This is a genomic window from Gillisia sp. JM1, assembly GCF_000424645.1.
In the GTDB taxonomy this organism is placed as follows: domain Bacteria; phylum Bacteroidota; class Bacteroidia; order Flavobacteriales; family Flavobacteriaceae; genus Gillisia.
In genome coordinates this window covers 834,452-851,562 of the sequence record NZ_KE384219.1, presented here as the reverse complement: position 1 = coordinate 851,562, position 17,111 = coordinate 834,452, and the positions used below count along the sequence as shown (strand labels likewise).

The 17,111-nt window shown below is 35.2% G+C and carries 13 protein-coding genes and 2 tRNA genes; 7 read left to right on the top strand and 8 right to left on the bottom strand.

The annotated features are described in order from the left end of the window. Window positions 1-43: 43 nt before the first annotated feature. Both mdh and secDF read left to right on the top strand, forming a co-directional pair. Window positions 44-970, top strand: coding sequence for a malate dehydrogenase (gene mdh, locus H033_RS0118250; protein WP_026839586.1), 927 nt, complete (start codon window positions 44-46; stop codon window positions 968-970). Between the two features lie 170 nt (window positions 971-1,140). Continuing rightward, window positions 1,141-4,125, top strand: a complete 2,985-nt coding sequence (secDF, locus tag H033_RS0118245; protein WP_026839585.1) for a protein translocase subunit SecDF — start codon at window positions 1,141-1,143, stop codon at window positions 4,123-4,125. Between the two features lie 513 nt (window positions 4,126-4,638). On the opposite strand, the gene H033_RS0118235 is transcribed toward secDF, so the two are convergent. The 5 genes from H033_RS0118235 to folE all read right to left on the bottom strand — a co-directional run bounded on the left by H033_RS0118235 (window position 4,639) and on the right by folE (window position 8,461). Beyond that, complete coding sequence (locus H033_RS0118235; protein ID WP_026839583.1) at window positions 4,639-5,124, bottom strand: DUF192 domain-containing protein; 486 nt, start codon at window positions 5,122-5,124, stop codon at window positions 4,639-4,641. Then, window positions 5,121-5,942, bottom strand: coding sequence for a prolipoprotein diacylglyceryl transferase (gene lgt, locus H033_RS0118230; RefSeq protein ID WP_026839582.1), 822 nt, complete (start codon window positions 5,940-5,942; stop codon window positions 5,121-5,123). Before lgt ends, H033_RS0118235 begins: the two co-directional genes overlap by 4 nt. Window positions 5,943-6,022: 80 nt before the next feature. After that, the gene (gene yidD / locus H033_RS0118225; protein ID WP_034886453.1) at window positions 6,023-6,247 is read right to left on the bottom strand and encodes a membrane protein insertion efficiency factor YidD; all 225 of its coding nucleotides are present in this window, start codon (window positions 6,245-6,247) and stop codon (window positions 6,023-6,025) included. Window positions 6,248-6,258: 11 nt separating this feature from the next. Next, window positions 6,259-7,746, bottom strand: a complete 1,488-nt coding sequence (gene cysS, locus H033_RS0118220) for a cysteine--tRNA ligase (RefSeq protein ID WP_026839580.1) — start codon at window positions 7,744-7,746, stop codon at window positions 6,259-6,261. A 37-nt stretch (window positions 7,747-7,783) separates the two neighbouring features. Continuing rightward, entirely contained in the window at window positions 7,784-8,461 is a 678-nt protein-coding gene (gene folE, locus H033_RS0118215) for a GTP cyclohydrolase I FolE (RefSeq protein ID WP_026839579.1), read from the bottom strand. 146 nt (window positions 8,462-8,607) lie between these two features. Here folE and H033_RS0118210 point away from each other — a divergent pair, with 146 nt between their 5' ends. Next, entirely contained in the window at window positions 8,608-10,464 is a 1,857-nt protein-coding gene (locus H033_RS0118210; protein WP_034886452.1) for a T9SS type B sorting domain-containing protein, read from the top strand. A 129-nt stretch (window positions 10,465-10,593) separates the two neighbouring features. Here H033_RS0118210 and H033_RS0118205 read toward each other — a convergent pair whose 3' ends face one another. Together H033_RS0118205 and H033_RS20675 are read right to left on the bottom strand one after the other, a co-directional pair. Beyond that, the gene (locus H033_RS0118205; RefSeq protein ID WP_026839577.1) at window positions 10,594-12,105 is read right to left on the bottom strand and encodes an OmpP1/FadL family transporter; all 1,512 of its coding nucleotides are present in this window, start codon (window positions 12,103-12,105) and stop codon (window positions 10,594-10,596) included. A 14-nt stretch (window positions 12,106-12,119) separates the two neighbouring features. Then, entirely contained in the window at window positions 12,120-13,214 is a 1,095-nt protein-coding gene (locus tag H033_RS20675; protein WP_155827873.1) for a hypothetical protein, read from the bottom strand. Window positions 13,215-13,334: 120 nt separating this feature from the next. Between H033_RS20675 and proS the strand changes: the two genes are divergently transcribed. From proS to rpsT, 4 genes are all read left to right on the top strand, one after another. Further along, complete coding sequence (gene proS / locus H033_RS0118195) at window positions 13,335-14,813, top strand: proline--tRNA ligase (protein WP_026839576.1); 1,479 nt, start codon at window positions 13,335-13,337, stop codon at window positions 14,811-14,813. Between the two features lie 248 nt (window positions 14,814-15,061). Further along, a tRNA-Glu gene (locus H033_RS0118190) sits at window positions 15,062-15,133 on the top strand. A gap of 79 nt (window positions 15,134-15,212) precedes the next feature. Then, window positions 15,213-15,284, top strand: a tRNA-Glu gene (locus H033_RS0118185). Between the two features lie 27 nt (window positions 15,285-15,311). Next, on the top strand, window positions 15,312-15,560 hold the full coding sequence (gene rpsT, locus H033_RS0118180) for a 30S ribosomal protein S20 (RefSeq protein ID WP_026839575.1): 249 nt from the start codon (window positions 15,312-15,314) through the stop codon (window positions 15,558-15,560). A 939-nt stretch (window positions 15,561-16,499) separates the two neighbouring features. Here the strand turns inward: rpsT and yihA are convergent. Next, a complete protein-coding gene (gene yihA, locus H033_RS0118170) occupies window positions 16,500-17,105 on the bottom strand; it encodes a ribosome biogenesis GTP-binding protein YihA/YsxC (RefSeq protein ID WP_026839574.1) in 606 nt (201 codons plus the stop codon). Between the last annotated feature and the right edge of the window lie 6 nt (window positions 17,106-17,111).

The following is a 17,111-nucleotide window of genomic DNA, read 5'->3' as shown; positions in this document are numbered from 1 at the left end:
TATTTTCGTATAAAATCAATAATTAATATTTAAAATATATAAAATGAAAGTTACTATCGTTGGAGCAGGTGCTGTTGGAGCAAGTTGTGCAGAGTATATCGCCATAAAGAATTTTGCTTCAGAAATTGTTTTAGTAGATATTAAAGAGGGTGTTGCTGAAGGAAAAGCAATGGATCTAATGCAAACTGCAACTCTTAACGGATTCGATTCTAAGATCGTAGGTTCTACTAATGATTATTCTAAAACTGCTGGTAGTGATGTTGTAGTTATTACAAGTGGTATTCCTAGAAAACCGGGAATGACAAGGGAAGAATTAATTGGTATCAATGCTGGAATTGTAAAAGAAGTTTCAGGAAATCTAATTAAACATTCTCCAGATACTATCATTATTGTGGTGAGTAACCCAATGGATTCAATGACTTATTTAGTGCATAAAACCACAGGTCTTGCTAAAAATAGAATTATTGGAATGGGTGGTGCTTTAGATAGTGCACGTTTCAAATTTAGATTAAGTGAAGCCTTAGAATGTCCTCCATCTGATGTTGATGGAATGGTAATAGGTGGGCATAGTGATACTGGAATGGTGCCTTTAACAAGATTGGCAACAAGAAATAGTATTCCTGTAACTGCTTTTCTTTCTGAAGACAGATTGAATCAAGTTTCTGAAGATACTAAAGTAGGTGGAGCAACCTTAACTAAATTATTAGGAACCAGTGCATGGTATGCGCCAGGAGCTGCAGTTTCTGCAATGGTTCAAGCAATTGCTTGCGATCAGAAAAAAATGTTCCCATGTTCTGCGCTTTTAGATGGAGAATACGGACTAAATGATCTTTGTATTGGTGTACCTGCAATTTTAGGGAAAGGCGGATTAGAAAAGATCGTTGAAATAGAATTAACCGATGCTGAAAAAGCTAAGATTAAAGAAAGTGCTGAAGGTGTAAAGAAAACGAATGATTTGTTGACTTTTTAGCAGTATTTCTATCATATTTCAGTGAAAACTGAATCTCAAAAGAGACCACTTTTTAAGTGGTCTTTTTTATTGTAGAAAAGTTAAATTTTTCAAAAAAAAATAATTGGCATTTGAATAATGAAATCCTATATTTGTCCGTTTTAAAAATTGACATTAAATAATAAAGAATAATGCAGAATAAAGGACTGATCAAGATTTTTGCGGTTTTATTTGGTCTGGTATGTATTTACCAGCTATCATTTACATTTATTGCCAGCGGGGTAGAGAGTGATGCAGAGGCATTTGCTAAGCAAAAAATAGGTACTAACGTAGAGGGATATTCTGTACTGCGAGATGTTGAAGAAGCTAGTTATTTAGATTCTATTGGTAATAACGAGATTGTTGCTGGAATTACTTACAACACAGCAAAAGATAAGGAGCTTAATAAAGGGCTCGATCTTAAAGGAGGAATCAATGTGATTCTTCAAATTTCTGTAAAAGATATCTTAAAAGGATTGGCTAACAATAGTAGCGATCCTGCATTTAATAAGGCTTTAGCTGAAGCTGATGCTGCACAAAAAGATAGTCAGGAAAATTATTTAGACCTTTTCTATGAGGCATTTGAAAAAAATGAAGGAGCTAAATTAGCTTCTCCAGATATTTTCGCCAATAAGACTCTTAGCGATCAGGTGAATTTTGAAATGACCAATGATGTTGTTAAACCTATTATTAGAGAAAAGGTTAGCGAATCTATAACTTCTGCTTTCGAAGTATTGCGTAAGCGTATAGATAAGTTTGGGGTTGCACAACCAAACATTCAGCGTCTAGGGAATTCTGGTAGAATATTGGTAGAACTTCCTGGAGCAAAGGACATCAGTCGTGTTAAAAAATTACTTCAAAGTACTGCTCAGTTAGAATTCTGGTATGTACATAAGAATACAGATTTCGGGAATTTTTTGATCAATGCAAATAACACACTTGCAGAAATGGTTAAGAAAGAAGATAAATCTGCAGAGAAAAAAGATACGCTTTCAGCTTCTGAAGAAGATGAGGAGATTGAAGCATTACTTGCAAGCACAGAAGATTCTTCTGAAGTTCAAACTGCAAACAATCCTTTATTGGATCTAATGGTTTCTCCAGGTTTCCAAGGAAGTCCGGTTTTAGCCTCTTTTTCTTCAAAAGATACTGCACAAGTTAGAGAGTATTTAAATAAATCTCAGGTAAGATCTCTTTTACCTGCAGACCTGCGTTTTACAGAATTTGTATGGGGAGTATCAAAAGAAAATGTTTCAGATCTTTATGCTTTAAAAGGAGATCGTGAAATGCTTCCTGCATTAACAGGAGATGTTATTACAGATGCTACACAAACCTACGATCAAGTAGGTAGAGTGGCAGTATCTATGCAAATGGATGGTAAAGGTGCTAAGATCTGGGAAGAAATGACTGGAAGGGCATATACCGAGAAAAGTAATATTGCAATAGTTTTAGATAACGTGGTTTATTCTGCACCAACTGTTTCTACAGGACCAATTAGTGGTGGGAGAAGTGAAATTTCAGGAGAATTTAGTATTGCTGAAGGTCAAGATTTAGCAAACGTGCTTAGAGCTGGTAAATTACCTGCTTCTGCAGATATTATTCAGAGTGAGATCGTAGGTCCATCTCTTGGGCAAGAAGCTATAAGTAGCGGTCTGAATTCATTCCTTATTGCCTTAGCCATTGTTTTGTTGTGGATGATCTTCTATTACGGAAAAGCTGGTCTTTTTGCTGATGTTGCTCTTGTGGTGAACATCATCTTTATCTTCGGAATTTTAGCCGGTCTTGGAGCGGTGCTTACTTTACCTGGAATTGCGGGTATCGTTTTAACTATTGGTATGTCGGTAGATGCGAACGTACTTATCTTTGAACGTATTAAAGAGGAACTGGCAAAAGGAAAATCGCAAAAAGATGCTATTAAAGACGGATTTAACAATGCGCTTTCTTCTATTTTAGATGCTAACATTACTACTGGTCTTACCGGTTTAATTTTATTGATCTTAGGAACAGGACCAATTAAAGGTTTTGCCACTACTTTATTAATAGGTATTGCAACTTCCTTGTTTACTGCAATTTTTATTACAAGATTATTCATAGATGGATATGGTAAAAATGGAAAGTTTTTAGCGTTTAGTACTTCGATCACCAAGAACCTATTCGCAAATATGAATATCGATTTCTTAAGTAAGCGAAAAATAGCATATACTATATCCGGAATTTTTATTCTAGTAAGTATTGGATCTTTCTTTACGAATGGATTGAATGAAGGAGTAGATTTCATTGGGGGTAGAACCTATACTGTAAGATTTGCAGATGATGTAAATGCTTCGGAAGTTGAAAAAGATCTTATCGCTACATTTGAAAGTGCTGAAGCAAAAACCTATGGTCCAAATAATCAGTTAAAGATTACCACAAAATACAAAGTTGAAGATGATGGAGAAGCTGTAGATACAGAGATTCAGAGAATGATGTACGATGCTTTACAACCGCATTTACCAACAGATATCTCTTTCGATGACTTTACAGTAGGTTCCAACGAACGTGAAATTGGAATTATGAAATCTATGAAAGTAGGCCCAACAATTGCCGATGATATTAAAAATGATTCATTCTGGGCGGTATTAGGATCTTTAATCGTGGTATTCCTTTATATCTTATTGAGATTTAGAAAATGGCAATATAGTTTAGGTGCTGTAGCGGCAGTATTCCATGATGTATTAATAGTATTAGGTATCTTCTCTTTAGCATATAATATTATGCCATTTAGTATGGAGATAAACCAAGCATTTATTGCAGCAATTTTAACGGTAATAGGTTACTCCTTGAATGATACCGTGGTAGTGTTTGATAGAATTCGTGAATACGCGAATGAACATACTACGTGGCAAAGAAGTAAAATAATTAACAGTGCTTTAAATAGTACGCTTGGTAGAACAGTTAATACTTCTTTAACCACTATCTTAGTGTTGTTAGCTATCTTTATATTTGGAGGAGAAAGCCTTAGAGGATTTATGTTTGCAATGATTATCGGTATTATTGTAGGTACTTATTCATCCCTATTTATTGCTACGCCTGTTATGTTTGATAGTGCAAATAAAAAGGCAATTAGAGATAACAAAAAGAAAGAAGAAGTAGTTGCATAATTAATCCGCAAGTATTTCAATAATATAAAAAAGCTGTTCAGAAACGAACAGCTTTTTTGTGTTTTTGTTTTATGGGAAAGGTTTTGAACTGCATCAGAGGAATGACTAAGGAGTTAAAGGCTCTCCTTGCAGCTTGTTTTGGTAATATCTAAAGTTATTTTACCGATATTTCGACATCCCGATTCCTAGGGAAATATGACAAGAAAATGATCTTTTTCAGGTAGTTTGTATTGTATCTCATTTTTTCACATTTCTACAGTCCGATCCCTCGGGAAATGTGACATTAGATTGTCATCCTGTCCCGATAGCTCCAGAGATTGTTGAAGGATCCTTTGTAATTTTGTATTAATTGCTTCTTTGAGATTCTTCGCTATGCTCAGAAGGACATTTTCTTGATTGTGTATTGATAAGCCCATTTCAATAGTCCCGAGTAGGAATTGGTTCATCACGATTATATAATTGATAAATGAATCCTATAAAAATAATGCTGAAGAATAGTTCTTTTAAAACGATTTAATTTTTATTGAAGATCATTTTATCACCTACAGCAAGTTTCCATTCTTCCGCTTTTCCTGCATTTAGTTCGAGAATGAATTGTGCTGGCACTTTAGATGGTAGCGATGTTTCATCCAGTGGTTTTGCATTCTCTTGAAAACTAACTATACTGCTATCTTTTCCGAAGAAAATAAGGTCTAATGGGATATATGTGTTTTTCATATAGAAGCTATGCATAGATTCTTCAGAATACACAAAAAGCATGCCTTGGTTTGGCTCCATGGTTTTTCTGTACATCAAACCCGTTTGCTTTTCATAAGCGCTTTCAGCTAACTCTATATCCAGTTTCTGAAGGGTGTCTTCACCTTTTAGAAGAAAAAGCTCTCCTTCTTTGGTGAATTGAATTTCATCTGTCTCTATAGAAGTGTTCTTGGCTTCCTCTGCACAAGAAAACATAATTCCCAGGATAATTCCAACACTAATAAATCTCTTTACTTTTTTCATGCTGCCACTTTTTTTGAAGGTCTAAGCATAAAATATAAACCAGCTATAATAAATGGTATGCTAAGCCATTGTCCCGTGTTTATAAGCCATATTGCACGTTCTTCTACCTGAGGTTCTTTCAGGAATTCTACAAAGAATCTAACTGTCCAAAGTAAAACTAAGAATAAGCCAAACAAGAATCCGATCTTCTGTTTTTTATCTGTTTTCCAATAGACGAACCATAGAAGTAAAAAGATTAATAAATAACAAAAAGATTCATATAATTGAGCTGGATGTCTCGGGAAGCTTTCACCTAGATTTTGGAAAATCACTCCATAGTCGCTATTTGTTGGTTTGCCAATAATTTCAGAATTCATAAAATTACCAATTCTAATAAAAATAGCACCACTGGCAACTGGAATTACCACTCTGTCCAAGATCCATAAAATAGGCTTGTCCAAAACATTCTTTCTATAAAGATACATGGCAACAATAATCCCTATGGCTGCACCATGACTAGCTAGACCACGAAAACCTGTAAATTGAAATTCTGGTTCAAAACGAACTGGAAGGAAGATCTCTAATAAGTTGTGCTGGAAATATTCCCAATCATAAAAGAATACATGTCCTAATCTTGCTCCTATTAAAGTTGCTAATACAGTGTATATAAAAAGCGAATCTAATTTCTCTATAGAAACTCCTTCTTTAGCATAAATGCTTTTCATAATATACCACCCTAATCCAAAGGCTATAAGAAACATTAAACTGTAGTAGTGGAGAGTGAAAAAGCCTAAATCAAATCCTTCAGAAGGACTCCAGGTTATAGCATTAAAAAGCATCTAGTAATTTTTAAATTTGTTAGGTAAAGATACATATTTGGATGGTTTGGCAATAGTCCTCTAAGTAAATAGCAAATTGACTAAGGAACTGGATCATGGCCAGAACCTCCCCAAGGGTTGCAACTCACAATTCTCTTAAGGCTCATCCAGCCACCTTTAAAGAATCCATATTTCTTAAGTGCAACCAAAGTGTATTGAGAGCAGGTTGGAGTATATCTGCACGTAGCAGGAGTTAAAGGTGAGATTGCTCCCTGATAGAATTTTACCAGTAAAATGAATGGATATGCCAGCCATTTTTTTAGCATAAGGCTATTTCTTAATTTTCTAAAGTGAAAACAGTTCCTTCTTTACCGTCTTTTAGTTGAATACCTAAGACTAATAATTGATCTCTAATTTGATCGCTAGTAGCAAAATCTTTATTGTTTCGAGCTTCAGCTCTTAATTTAATAAGCAATTCTACCGTTCCAGAAAGTTTTTCAGAATTATCCTGATTAGTCACAGTGGAGTCTAATAATCCAAGCACGTCGAAAATAAAATCATGCATGCTTGTGTGTAAAAGCTCTTTATCTTCAGCAGTAATTTGCTCATTACCTTCCTTTACTCCTACAATGAATTTCACAGCTTCAAATAAGGTTGCAATCAGGATGGGGCTATTAAAGTCGTCGTTCATAGCATCATAGCAACGTTGTTTCCATTCTGAAACGGAAAAGGATGAAGTTGAAGAAACAGGTAATTGCGAACTATATCTATAAGCATCCATTAGTCTTTTAAATCCCTTTTCACTCGCTAATAATGCGGTGTTAGAAAAATCGAGAATACTTCTGTAATTAGCCTGAAGCATAAAAAAACGTGCAACAGACGGCTCGAAACCTTTGCTTAAATTATCATTTTCTCCAGAGAAAATTTCGTTTGGAAGAATATTATTACCAGTACTTTTTGCCATTTTTTGGCCATTAAGGGTTAGCATATTGGCATGCAACCAGTAATTTACAGGGTTTTTACCGGTAGAGGCTTCCCCTTGTGCGATCTCACATTCGTGATGTGGGAATTTTAGATCCATTCCGCCACCATGTATATCAAACTGTTCGCCTAGGTATTTAGTACTCATCACGGTGCATTCCAAATGCCAGCCAGGGAATCCATCACTCCAAGGAGATGGCCAACGCATAATATGTTGGGGTTCTGCCTTTTTCCATAATGCAAAATCCTGAGGATTTTTTTTATCACTTTGTGCTGCAAGCTCACGAGTATTTGCAATCATATCTTCAATAGACCGACCGCTAAGCTTTCCATAATCGTGATCCTTATTGAATTTTAAAACATCAAAGTAAACAGAACCATTGACTTCATAAGCAAAGCCTTTTTCAATGATAGTTTTAATCGTTTCAATTTGCTCCACAATATGACCAGTAGCAGTAGGCTCTATACTAGGTGGCAGATTATTGAATTTTTGTAAGGTGTTATGAAAATCTACGGTATATCGTTGAACCACTTCCATAGGTTCAATTTGCTCTAATCTGGCTTTTTTTGCAATTCTATCTTCACCACTATCTGCATCATTTTCCAAATGCCCGGCATCTGTAATATTTCGAACATAGCGAATCTTATACCCTAAATGTTTGAAATATCTAAAAATAAGATCGAAAGAAATAAAAGTTCGGCAGTTTCCTAGATGAACATTGCTATAAACGGTAGGTCCACAAACATACATGCCTATGTGACCTTCATTTATTGGTTTAAAAATCTCCTTTTCTCCTGTGATCGAGTTGTAAAGTTTTAAGCTTTGTTCTTTATAAAGAGCCATAAATAGTGCTTACTTAGAGTTTGATTTATGAATGTATTTAAAAGGAAGTGTCTAATTTTATGTAATCTAGAAATTCCCTTTTTACAGACGTTTCTTTAAAAGCACCACCAAATTCACTTGTTACCGTGCTGCTTTCTATATCGCGAATCCCTCTACTATTAACGCAAAGGTGTTTAGCATCTATTACACAGGCAACATCTTGAGTTCCTAGCGCATTTTGTAATTCCTGAACTATTTGCATAGTCATTCGCTCTTGGACTTGAGGTCTTTTAGCGAAGTAGTCTACAATTCTATTCATCTTGGAAAGACCTATCACGCTACCCTTGGAAATATATGCAACATGCGCCCTCCCAACAATAGGTAATAAGTGGTGTTCACAGGTAGAATAGATAGTGATATTTTTCTCTACTAGCATCTCCCCATACTTGTATTTATTTTCGAATGTTGAAGCCTTAGGCTTTCTTTTAGGATCTAAGCCGCCAAAAATTTCATTTACAAACATTTTTGCAACCCTTTGTGGGGTTCCTTTTATACTGTCGTCTGTAAGATCCATCCCTAAAGTTTGCAAAATACTTTTCACATCTTTATTGATTAAGACAATTTTCTCTTCATTGCTCAAATCAAAAGCATCTTCTCTTAGTGGATTATTTGCACTTGTAGAAACGTGAGCATCGCCCATTTCATCTATTTTATTTTCCATATGGTCTATCTTCATAGCACTTTATTCAATACTGGTGGTAATCTATATATTAGGCTAGCAAAGATACATTTTTTATGACTCTTTAAAGCAAAGATTCTAAAAAGCCAAGTGAGGTAATTCCTGTAAAATGTGTAATTTGCATTTCTTTGGTAATCTGATATATGAAGTCCATAGTACATCTTATACTGTTTGTCGTCATCTCTCTGGCGGGAGTATGCCAGATTTATGCTCAAGGAGATCGATGTTCTAGTATCCAGCCCTTTTGTGCTGGGACTACCCAGTTTGTTTTTCCCAATTCTAATGCTTTTAGTGGAGATTTAGCTGTAGCTGAAGGCGGTCCTGATTACAGATGCTTAGATTTTCAGCCATATCCAGCTTGGTTTTTTTTGAAGATTAAAGATCCTGGAGATCTAAATTTTAGAATTAGCCAAACTGTAAATTCTAATGGCTCAGGAGATGCTTTAGATGTAGACTTTATTGCATGGGGACCATTTAATGAGGGAGAAGAACTCTGTAGTGCAAGTGCCTTGTCTCCTTCTAGAATCGTCGGATGTAGTTATTCACCATCGGCAACGGAAAATTTTATAATCAATAATGCATCGACTGGCCAGATTTATGTGGTTTTAATAACAAATTATTCTGAAAAACCTGGGTTTATAACCCTTGAGCAGACTAATTTGAATCAAGCTAATTCTGGTGCCACAGATTGCTCTATAGTTAATATTCTTGGCGATGATCTTGCGCTATGTGATAGCGCTCCTGTAAAGCTAACAGCTAGAAATGTAAATGCTACTCGATATGAGTTTTATGTGTTCGATGATAACACTAATGATTTTTCATTGTTAGCAGATCAGGCTAGTCCTAATTTCACGGTTACATCAACCGGCAGATATAAGGTTATTGCAATAAATGATAATACCGGTTTAGGATTTGACGATGAAATTTTAGTTGAATATTTTGAAAAACCTGTCGCAATCGAACCAAATGATTTTTTGGGATGTAGTAATGAGCCCACAGCAATATTTGATCTTTCTCAAGTTTATGATGAAATAACCCAAGACTCTCAAAACGGGAATTCATTATTCAATTTAAATTTTTATAGCAATCAAACTAATTTTACTAATAGTATAGCAATAGAGAATCCTGATTCTTTTGAAGCAGTAAATCAGCAGGAAATTATAGCTACTATTACCAATCAGAAATCTGGATGTGTTTCTAATCCAGTCTCTTTCAAGTTGCAAATCTCTCCAATTCCATTTATTGAGTTTGCTGAGGAAACAGTCTTTTGCTTGGATGCAAATGGCGGTTTACAGAACACAGAAATTTTAGGTGAAGACCTAGGAAATGAGTACACATACAAATGGAATGTGCCAAATGATCCTGATGGAGATGGAGTTCAAAATTCTACACTAATATTTACAGAACGGCCTTCTGTTTCTGAAATTTCACTTAAAATTACCAATAAGCAAACGGGCTGTTCTAATACTTTTAATACCAAATTAAATTCTTATTCCCCTCTAAAAGATTTGAGCGTTGATGTTTCTGGGAACGATTTTGAGGATGGTTATGTTGTAAGTGTTCTAATTGACGGGGTTGTGGAAACAAAACCTATTTATGAATATCAACTGGATAATGGAGCCTGGCAAGATCAAGCAAATTTTACTAATGTAAAACCAGGATTACATACAGTTTCTGTCAGAGATATTTATGGATGTGGAATGGCTACTTCTGCTGCTTTTAGATTAATTGGGTATGCCAGATTTTTCACTCCAAATGGGGATGGCTTTAACGATACTTGGAATGTTATAAATGATCCTCAGGTTTCTATCTCTAAGGTATTAATCTACGATAGATACGGTAAACTCATAAAGCAATTAGATCCCCGCGGAAGAGGTTGGGATGGTACTTATAATGGGGAGATCATGCCTGCAGATGATTATTGGTTTGTTGTAGACGTAAAAGATCAGAACACGGGAACAGTATCAGAATTTACTGGGCATTTCACATTAAAATTATAATTATTTCTCAAACAAGAAATTGATGAATTCTAAATATTAGTTCAAATTCTTATAAGGATCAAAAAACAAAATCTCGAATCCTTTTAAAAGGATTCGAGATTTTGTTTACTAATATTTTATTCTGTTCTTTTAGATTCCAAAGCTTAAGGATAATACTACGCTTGAGAAATCTCTCTGAATATTTGCAGTATTTGTAAGTCCAACTTGGTATAGTTGAGGATTATCTGTTCTAGATGAATGGTCATAAGATAAATCTGCTTTTATAGATCCAAAATCATATCCAAATCCTGCCGAGTAACCATTTAAATCTCCTAAGGTGATTTCGTTCTCGTAAGGACTTTCTTCAAATCTGTAACCTCCTCTCAAACTCCAGTTTTCTATTCTATATTCTCCTCCAATTTTGTAAGTAGAAGCAGCTTTCAGATTATCTGAGATCAAATTATTTTGAAATACAAATTCTGGATCATTCGGTGGTCTTAATTCAGTATTTGAAAAATCCTTATAAGAATAATCAAAACTGATTAATCCATGATCGCCAAAAAGTACAGCTAAACTACCTGTAAGTTTTCCTGGCGTTTTTAGGCGGTAATCTGGATACACATTAACAACATTAGGATTTACAGTTACTCTATCACTAAATTCATCACTAAAAGTTTCTAAACGTTGAGTAGTTTGTTCCTCGATTAAAAACCAAGTAGGAGTATCATAAGTTAATCCAAGTCTTATATTCTCAGTTACATTAGCGATAGTTCCAAGTTGAAGAGAAAAGCCATTTCCGGTAGTACTTAAATTATTAGAAAAAATGATCTCGTTAGTTTCACTTCCGTTATTGGAATTTTGTTCAACTAAACGGGTAGCTCTATCATAATTTAAAAAATGCGCATTCAAATTAATTCCAAGATGAAGAAAATCCTGATATTTTGTAGAGAAGTTAAATGCAAACTTCCCGTTTAAACCAGTTCCGATATATGAATATTGCTGATCAAAATTACCAGATGCAATATTAGAAGTGTAAGAAGTATTATTTGGGTCACTGTCATCAGGATTTATAATAAAACCTTGAAAACCTAAAAATGCTTGTTGAGCTCCAAAACCTTCATTTTCTCCTAAGAATAAATAGAGATCTGTAACACTTTCGTTATCTATAGTTTCCAAAAGACCCAAAGGCACTCCGTTCGCATAATCCAGAAAGTAATTATCTATAGAATTTGAACTTGATCCCTGCGCCACGAAGCTATCGTCAAAGGAATTATTTTGAGAATAGTTGACTCCCAAAACAAACTTTTTCCAGGGAGTGTTTTCATTGGTGCTATTAAAAACTAAAACGGCTCCGGCTTGATCGAAATACACATCAGAATCATTATTAGATGTAACGCCATTAAAGTAACGCGTGTCATTTTGCCTGTTGTTATAGCTTAAAGTAACTGTTGCTGCGCTGCTTAAAAATATGGCTGAACCTGCAGGGTTAATTGATATTGCAGATAAATCTCCACCAAGTGCTCCAAATGCACCGCTCATTGCTCTGTATCTAGCAGTACCTGATAACTGATCTGATGAATATCTTACAGCATCTGTGATATCTTGCGCTTGAGAAAAAGTCATAGCCGCTAGTGCTATGACTGTAAAATATAGCTTTTTCATAAATTTTTAAATGTTTATCGGTTTCCTCTACCTCTATTGCTACTGCTAGAAGATGATCTCGATGTAGAACCAGAGCTGCTTCTTCCCGCGCTAGAACTTCTAGCGGTAGATGATGAATTTCTGCTGGAACTATTAGATCTAGAATAAGTACTATTGTTACTTCTTCTAGATGGAGAACTTACTGATGAGCTTCTTCTGCTTCTAGAATAAGAACCGTCAGAATTGGATCTTGTATTATAGGTTCTAGCTGAAGTGGTTCTTCTGGTAATACCATACTCATCGTTAGAATTTCTAATATTTCTTATAGATCTGGAATAACTAGAACTTCTACCTCTATTATCTAGGTTGGTTGCATTTCTTATTGCGTTCGATCTGTTGGAAGATGAATAGTTGCCACCTCTTCTACCAGAATTATAGGCAACATTCTGTCTAAAGTTTTGCTGTCTGGAATAAAAGTTTTGATAAGGATTATACCAGCCTCCACCGCCATAAATAAATGGGTGTGCAGAAAAACCTATCCCGTAACCATAGCCATGACCAAACCCAAATCCTTGACCAAACCCAAATCCTTGACCAAATCCGAATCCTCGGCCATATCCAAAACCATAGCCATAAGGAGAATAGAAACCTGCATAAGGGCCATAAAAATTTCCAGGTCCCCAAAATGGATCATAACCATAGAAACCATTTATCCCATAAGGGTGAAAGCCACCAAAAAATCCATCATTATAAATATTTATAGAATAGCTGTCTGGATCATTACCCCAAGGGGCATCTCCACCTTGGTAATTAGAATTTTCGTTGTCGTAATCGTAATTTCCTGTTGAAGAATAAGAATCTACATCAGTAAAAACAGCATTTTCAGCTAAAACCTCTCCGTAAAGAGCAGCTTCTTCTTCAAACATTCTCTTATAATAATCGCCATTTTCTTCTCTGGTTCCATATTCTACTTCAGTAGGAACTACTACTTGTACTTGCTCTGTGTCTCCATAAATTCCATCATTCGAAGTACCTGCATATTGGTATGAACCACAAGATGTCAACAAAAAAGTAGACATAGCGGCCATGAAGAAATATATGGATTTTGGTATATAATTATAAAGTTTCATTAGCTGTGGTTTTAATTGTTGAACATTACAAAATTAGTTAGTTTTGCGCTAACTAGTTGCAACTTGTGTAAAATAGCTACAACGCTTATAAAAGTGCAACATTTATGCCAAATAACAGGAATGGGTAAGAAATTAACTGCTAGGAAAGAAGATTATTCGAAATGGTATAACGAATTGGTAGTCAGTGCCGATTTAGCCGAAAACTCCGCTGTGAGAGGTTGCATGGTTATTAAACCTTATGGTTATGCTATTTGGGAAAAAATGCAAGCTGAATTAGATAGAATGTTCAAGGAAACAGGTCATCAGAATGCCTATTTTCCATTATTTGTACCAAAAAGCCTTTTTGAAGCGGAAGAAAAAAATGCTGAAGGTTTTGCTAAGGAATGTGCTGTAGTTACTCATTATAGATTAAAAACAGATCCGGAAAACAGTTCGAAATTAATAGTAGATCCAGATGCGAAGTTGGAAGAAGAGCTTATCGTAAGACCTACTTCTGAAGCTATTATATGGAATACTTATAAGGGTTGGATTCAATCTTATAGAGATCTTCCAATACTTATAAATCAATGGGCTAACGTTGTGCGATGGGAAATGCGGACTAGGTTATTCCTTAGAACTTCCGAGTTTTTATGGCAAGAAGGCCATACTGCGCATGCTACAAAGCAAGAGGCAATTACAGAAGCCGAGCAAATGAATGATGTATACGCAGAATTTGCAGAGAATTTCATGGCTATGCCTGTTATTCAGGGAACAAAAACAGCTAACGAGCGTTTTGCTGGAGCCTTAGAAACTTATTGTATAGAAGCTTTAATGCAAGATGGAAAAGCTTTGCAGGCGGGAACATCTCACTTCTTAGGGCAGAATTTTGCTAAAGCCTTCGATGTGAAATTTGCTTCTAAGGAAGGTGAATTGGAGCATGTATGGGCTACTTCTTGGGGGGTTTCAACTAGATTAATGGGAGCTTTGATCATGACGCATAGCGATGATCAAGGGCTTGTGCTTCCTCCAAAATTAGCGCCAATACAAGTTGTGATAGTTCCAATATATAAAGGAGAAGAGCAATTGGCTCAAATTTCTGAAGTTGCAGAACAGTTGGCGGCAGATCTTAGAAAAGCCGGAGTTGTTGTGAAATATGACAATAGCGACCATTATAAGCCGGGTTGGAAGTTTGCGCAATATGAATTGCAAGGAGTGCCAGTAAGGATTGCTATAGGGCCTAAAGACCTTGAGAAGGGGAGTGTAGAGCTTGCGAGAAGAGATACGTTAACTAAAGAGTTTGTCTCTCAAGAAAATGTAGTGGAGAAAGTGAAAGGTCTAATGATCGAAATTCAGGAAAACCTTCATAAACGAGCTAGAGATTATAGAGATTCTCATATTACAGAAGTAGATACTTTTGAAGAGTTTAAAGAAGTTTTGAAAACCAAAGGAGGATTTATTTCGGCTCATTGGGATGGAACTTCACATACAGAATTGAATATCAAAGATAAGACCAAGGCTACAATTAGATGTATCCCTATGAATCAAAAACAAGAAGAAGGGAAGTGTGTTTTCACAGGAAATCCTTCATCTCAGCGTGTGTTATTTGCTAAAGCGTACTAAGGCAATCTAATTTGTTGCTTTATTAAAAGTTTTTATTCCTTATTCTAGAATAAAATGGCATGTCTAGAAATAGGTGAAATTTGATATGGAAAGGCTAAATCACTAGGAATTAGAGAGGTTGTTGAAATTTTGAAAGATTGAATTTGTCAAGGAAAAATAAAGGACAGATTATTTTCAGAAAAAGATAGATCAACATTTGCGTCATTAAAAAATAGTTGTATTTTTGCATCCGCATTAAAGCAAAAACTGGTCCGTTCGTCTAGGGGTTAGGACGCATGGTTTTCATCCATGTAACAGGGGTTCGATTCCCCTACGGACTACAAAGCAATTATAGAATTGCAAGGCTTGTAGAAATATAAGTTGATCTGTTGGAAAGCAGGTGTTTTTTGAAACAATAATGGTCCGTTCGTCTAGGGGTTAGGACGCATGGTTTTCATCCATGTAACAGGGGTTCGATTCCCCTACGGACTACTTTAAAAATAATTAAATACATTAGTAATGGCAAATCATAAGTCAGCGTTAAAAAGAATTCGTAGCAATGAGACTAAACGTCTTAGAAATCGCTACCAACATAAAACTACAAGAAACGCTATCAAAAAATTGAAGGATGCAGACAAAAAGGATGCTGAAACATTATATCCTTCTGTAGCTTCAATGATAGACAAGTTAGCGAAGAACAACATCATACACGATAATAAAGCTTCTAACTTAAAGTCTAAGTTAGCTAAGCACGTCGCTGCACTATAATATATAGTTAGTGTTTAATATTTTTAGAAACTGTTGAAAATGAAAATTTTCAGCAGTTTTTTTGTTTTCTAAATTTTTGAAAATATTCCTTGAGAAGAACTGAAACATGTTTTCAAGGATTAATTTAAATTATTGGGGAGCTCGAAAATTATGCATATAATTTAGTGAGTCTATATCCAAAGAATTTTATTGTTAATAATAAACTGTCTTTATTGAATAAGCCCTGCGAGGGTTTGGAACCCTTGCAGGGCTGGTGTCAATCCAACTTAGTTGTAGTCATAGGAAATTTAAAATCAGAATTGGATAAGGAATTAAACAAGTGATAAAGAAGGCTTTTGAAAATGATCAATCTACCTTTGTAAATCATTGTCGTCCGACAAAAGATATAAGATCGCTGCGCTGCTAGATTCAAGACGTAAGACTTTATTCCAACTAATTGAAAAACAATATTTTAATATGTATAAATTTTTCAAAAAAGAAAAAATAATTCTGTGTTCCAATAGCAAGCTCCTAAACATTGAAAACATTCCTAATCCAGGTTAAATTTAGCCTCACCGAAATCCTGAATTTTTTTACCGGACAATACTAATCCTAAATAGGGAAAATCCACATTCCAAACTCCTTTAAACTGTGCTCTAAAAGTTTTGGAATTTTATTGTTAATAATCAACTGTCTTTATTTAATAAGCCCTGCAAGGGTTTGGAACCCTTGCAGGGTTGGTGTCAATTAAACTTATTTGGAGTCATAGGAAATTTTAAAATCAGAATTGGAAAATTAAACAAGTGAGAAAGAAGGCTTTTGAAAATGATCAATCTACCTTTGTGAATATTAAAACTCGAGAATTAGGCTAATAACAATAAACCGAGGTGCTACAAATCTCATTACAGCAAAAAAAACCAATCAGAAGATTGATCCTGAAGCTAAAAATACCTTTTCGACTTAATTGGAAATAAACTGAGTATTTAGGTCTTCAATATATTTCAGCACTTCTTCTCTTCCAAGATCACTAGTAGAGCTAGTGATAAAATGCACAGGCATCTCTTCCCAGATTTCCAACATCTTTTCCTTATAAGTTTCTACGTTTCTTGTTAAGGCATTTGGCTTAAGCTTGTCGGCTTTGGTGAAGATAATACAGAAAGGAATTCCGTGCTCTCCTAACCATTGCATAAATTCAAGATCTATAGGTTGAGGATTGTGCCTGCTATCAATAAGAACAAAAGCACAAAGCATTTGTTCTCTTTGCTCAAAATATTGAGTAATAAATTTCTGGAAGGTCTTTTTGATGGATTTAGAAACTCGTGCATATCCATAACCAGGTAGATCTACTAAATGCCAGTCTTTATTGATTAAAAAATGGTTGATTAGCTGAGTTTTTCCTGGTCTTCCAGATGTTTTTGCAAGACTTTTTCTGGCAGTAAGCATATTAATGAGCGAAGATTTCCCCACATTACTCCTGCCAATAAATGCATATTCCGGCAATTTACTGTTTGGACATTTTGCAACATCACTGTTGCTTACTACAAATTCAGAAGATTTTATTGTCATTATTTA

Coding starts and splice junctions, on each gene's coding strand:
- mdh (WP_026839586.1), top strand. CDS start 44: ATGAAAGTTACTATCGTTGGAGCAGGTGCTGTTGGAGCAAGTTGTGCA.
- secDF (WP_026839585.1), top strand. CDS start 1,141: ATGCAGAATAAAGGACTGATCAAGATTTTTGCGGTTTTATTTGGTCTG.
- H033_RS0118235 (WP_026839583.1), bottom strand. CDS start 5,124: ATGAAAAAAGTAAAGAGATTTATTAGTGTTGGAATTATCCTGGGAATT.
- lgt (WP_026839582.1), bottom strand. CDS start 5,942: ATGCTTTTTAATGCTATAACCTGGAGTCCTTCTGAAGGATTTGATTTA.
- yidD (WP_034886453.1), bottom strand. CDS start 6,247: ATGCTAAAAAAATGGCTGGCATATCCATTCATTTTACTGGTAAAATTC.
- cysS (WP_026839580.1), bottom strand. CDS start 7,746: ATGGCTCTTTATAAAGAACAAAGCTTAAAACTTTACAACTCGATCACA.
- folE (WP_026839579.1), bottom strand. CDS start 8,461: ATGAAGATAGACCATATGGAAAATAAAATAGATGAAATGGGCGATGCT.
- H033_RS0118210 (WP_034886452.1), top strand. CDS start 8,608: ATGAAGTCCATAGTACATCTTATACTGTTTGTCGTCATCTCTCTGGCG.
- H033_RS0118205 (WP_026839577.1), bottom strand. CDS start 12,105: ATGAAAAAGCTATATTTTACAGTCATAGCACTAGCGGCTATGACTTTT.
- H033_RS20675 (WP_155827873.1), bottom strand. CDS start 13,214: ATGAAACTTTATAATTATATACCAAAATCCATATATTTCTTCATGGCC.
- proS (WP_026839576.1), top strand. CDS start 13,335: ATGGGTAAGAAATTAACTGCTAGGAAAGAAGATTATTCGAAATGGTAT.
- rpsT (WP_026839575.1), top strand. CDS start 15,312: ATGGCAAATCATAAGTCAGCGTTAAAAAGAATTCGTAGCAATGAGACT.
- yihA (WP_026839574.1), bottom strand. CDS start 17,105: ATGACAATAAAATCTTCTGAATTTGTAGTAAGCAACAGTGATGTTGCA.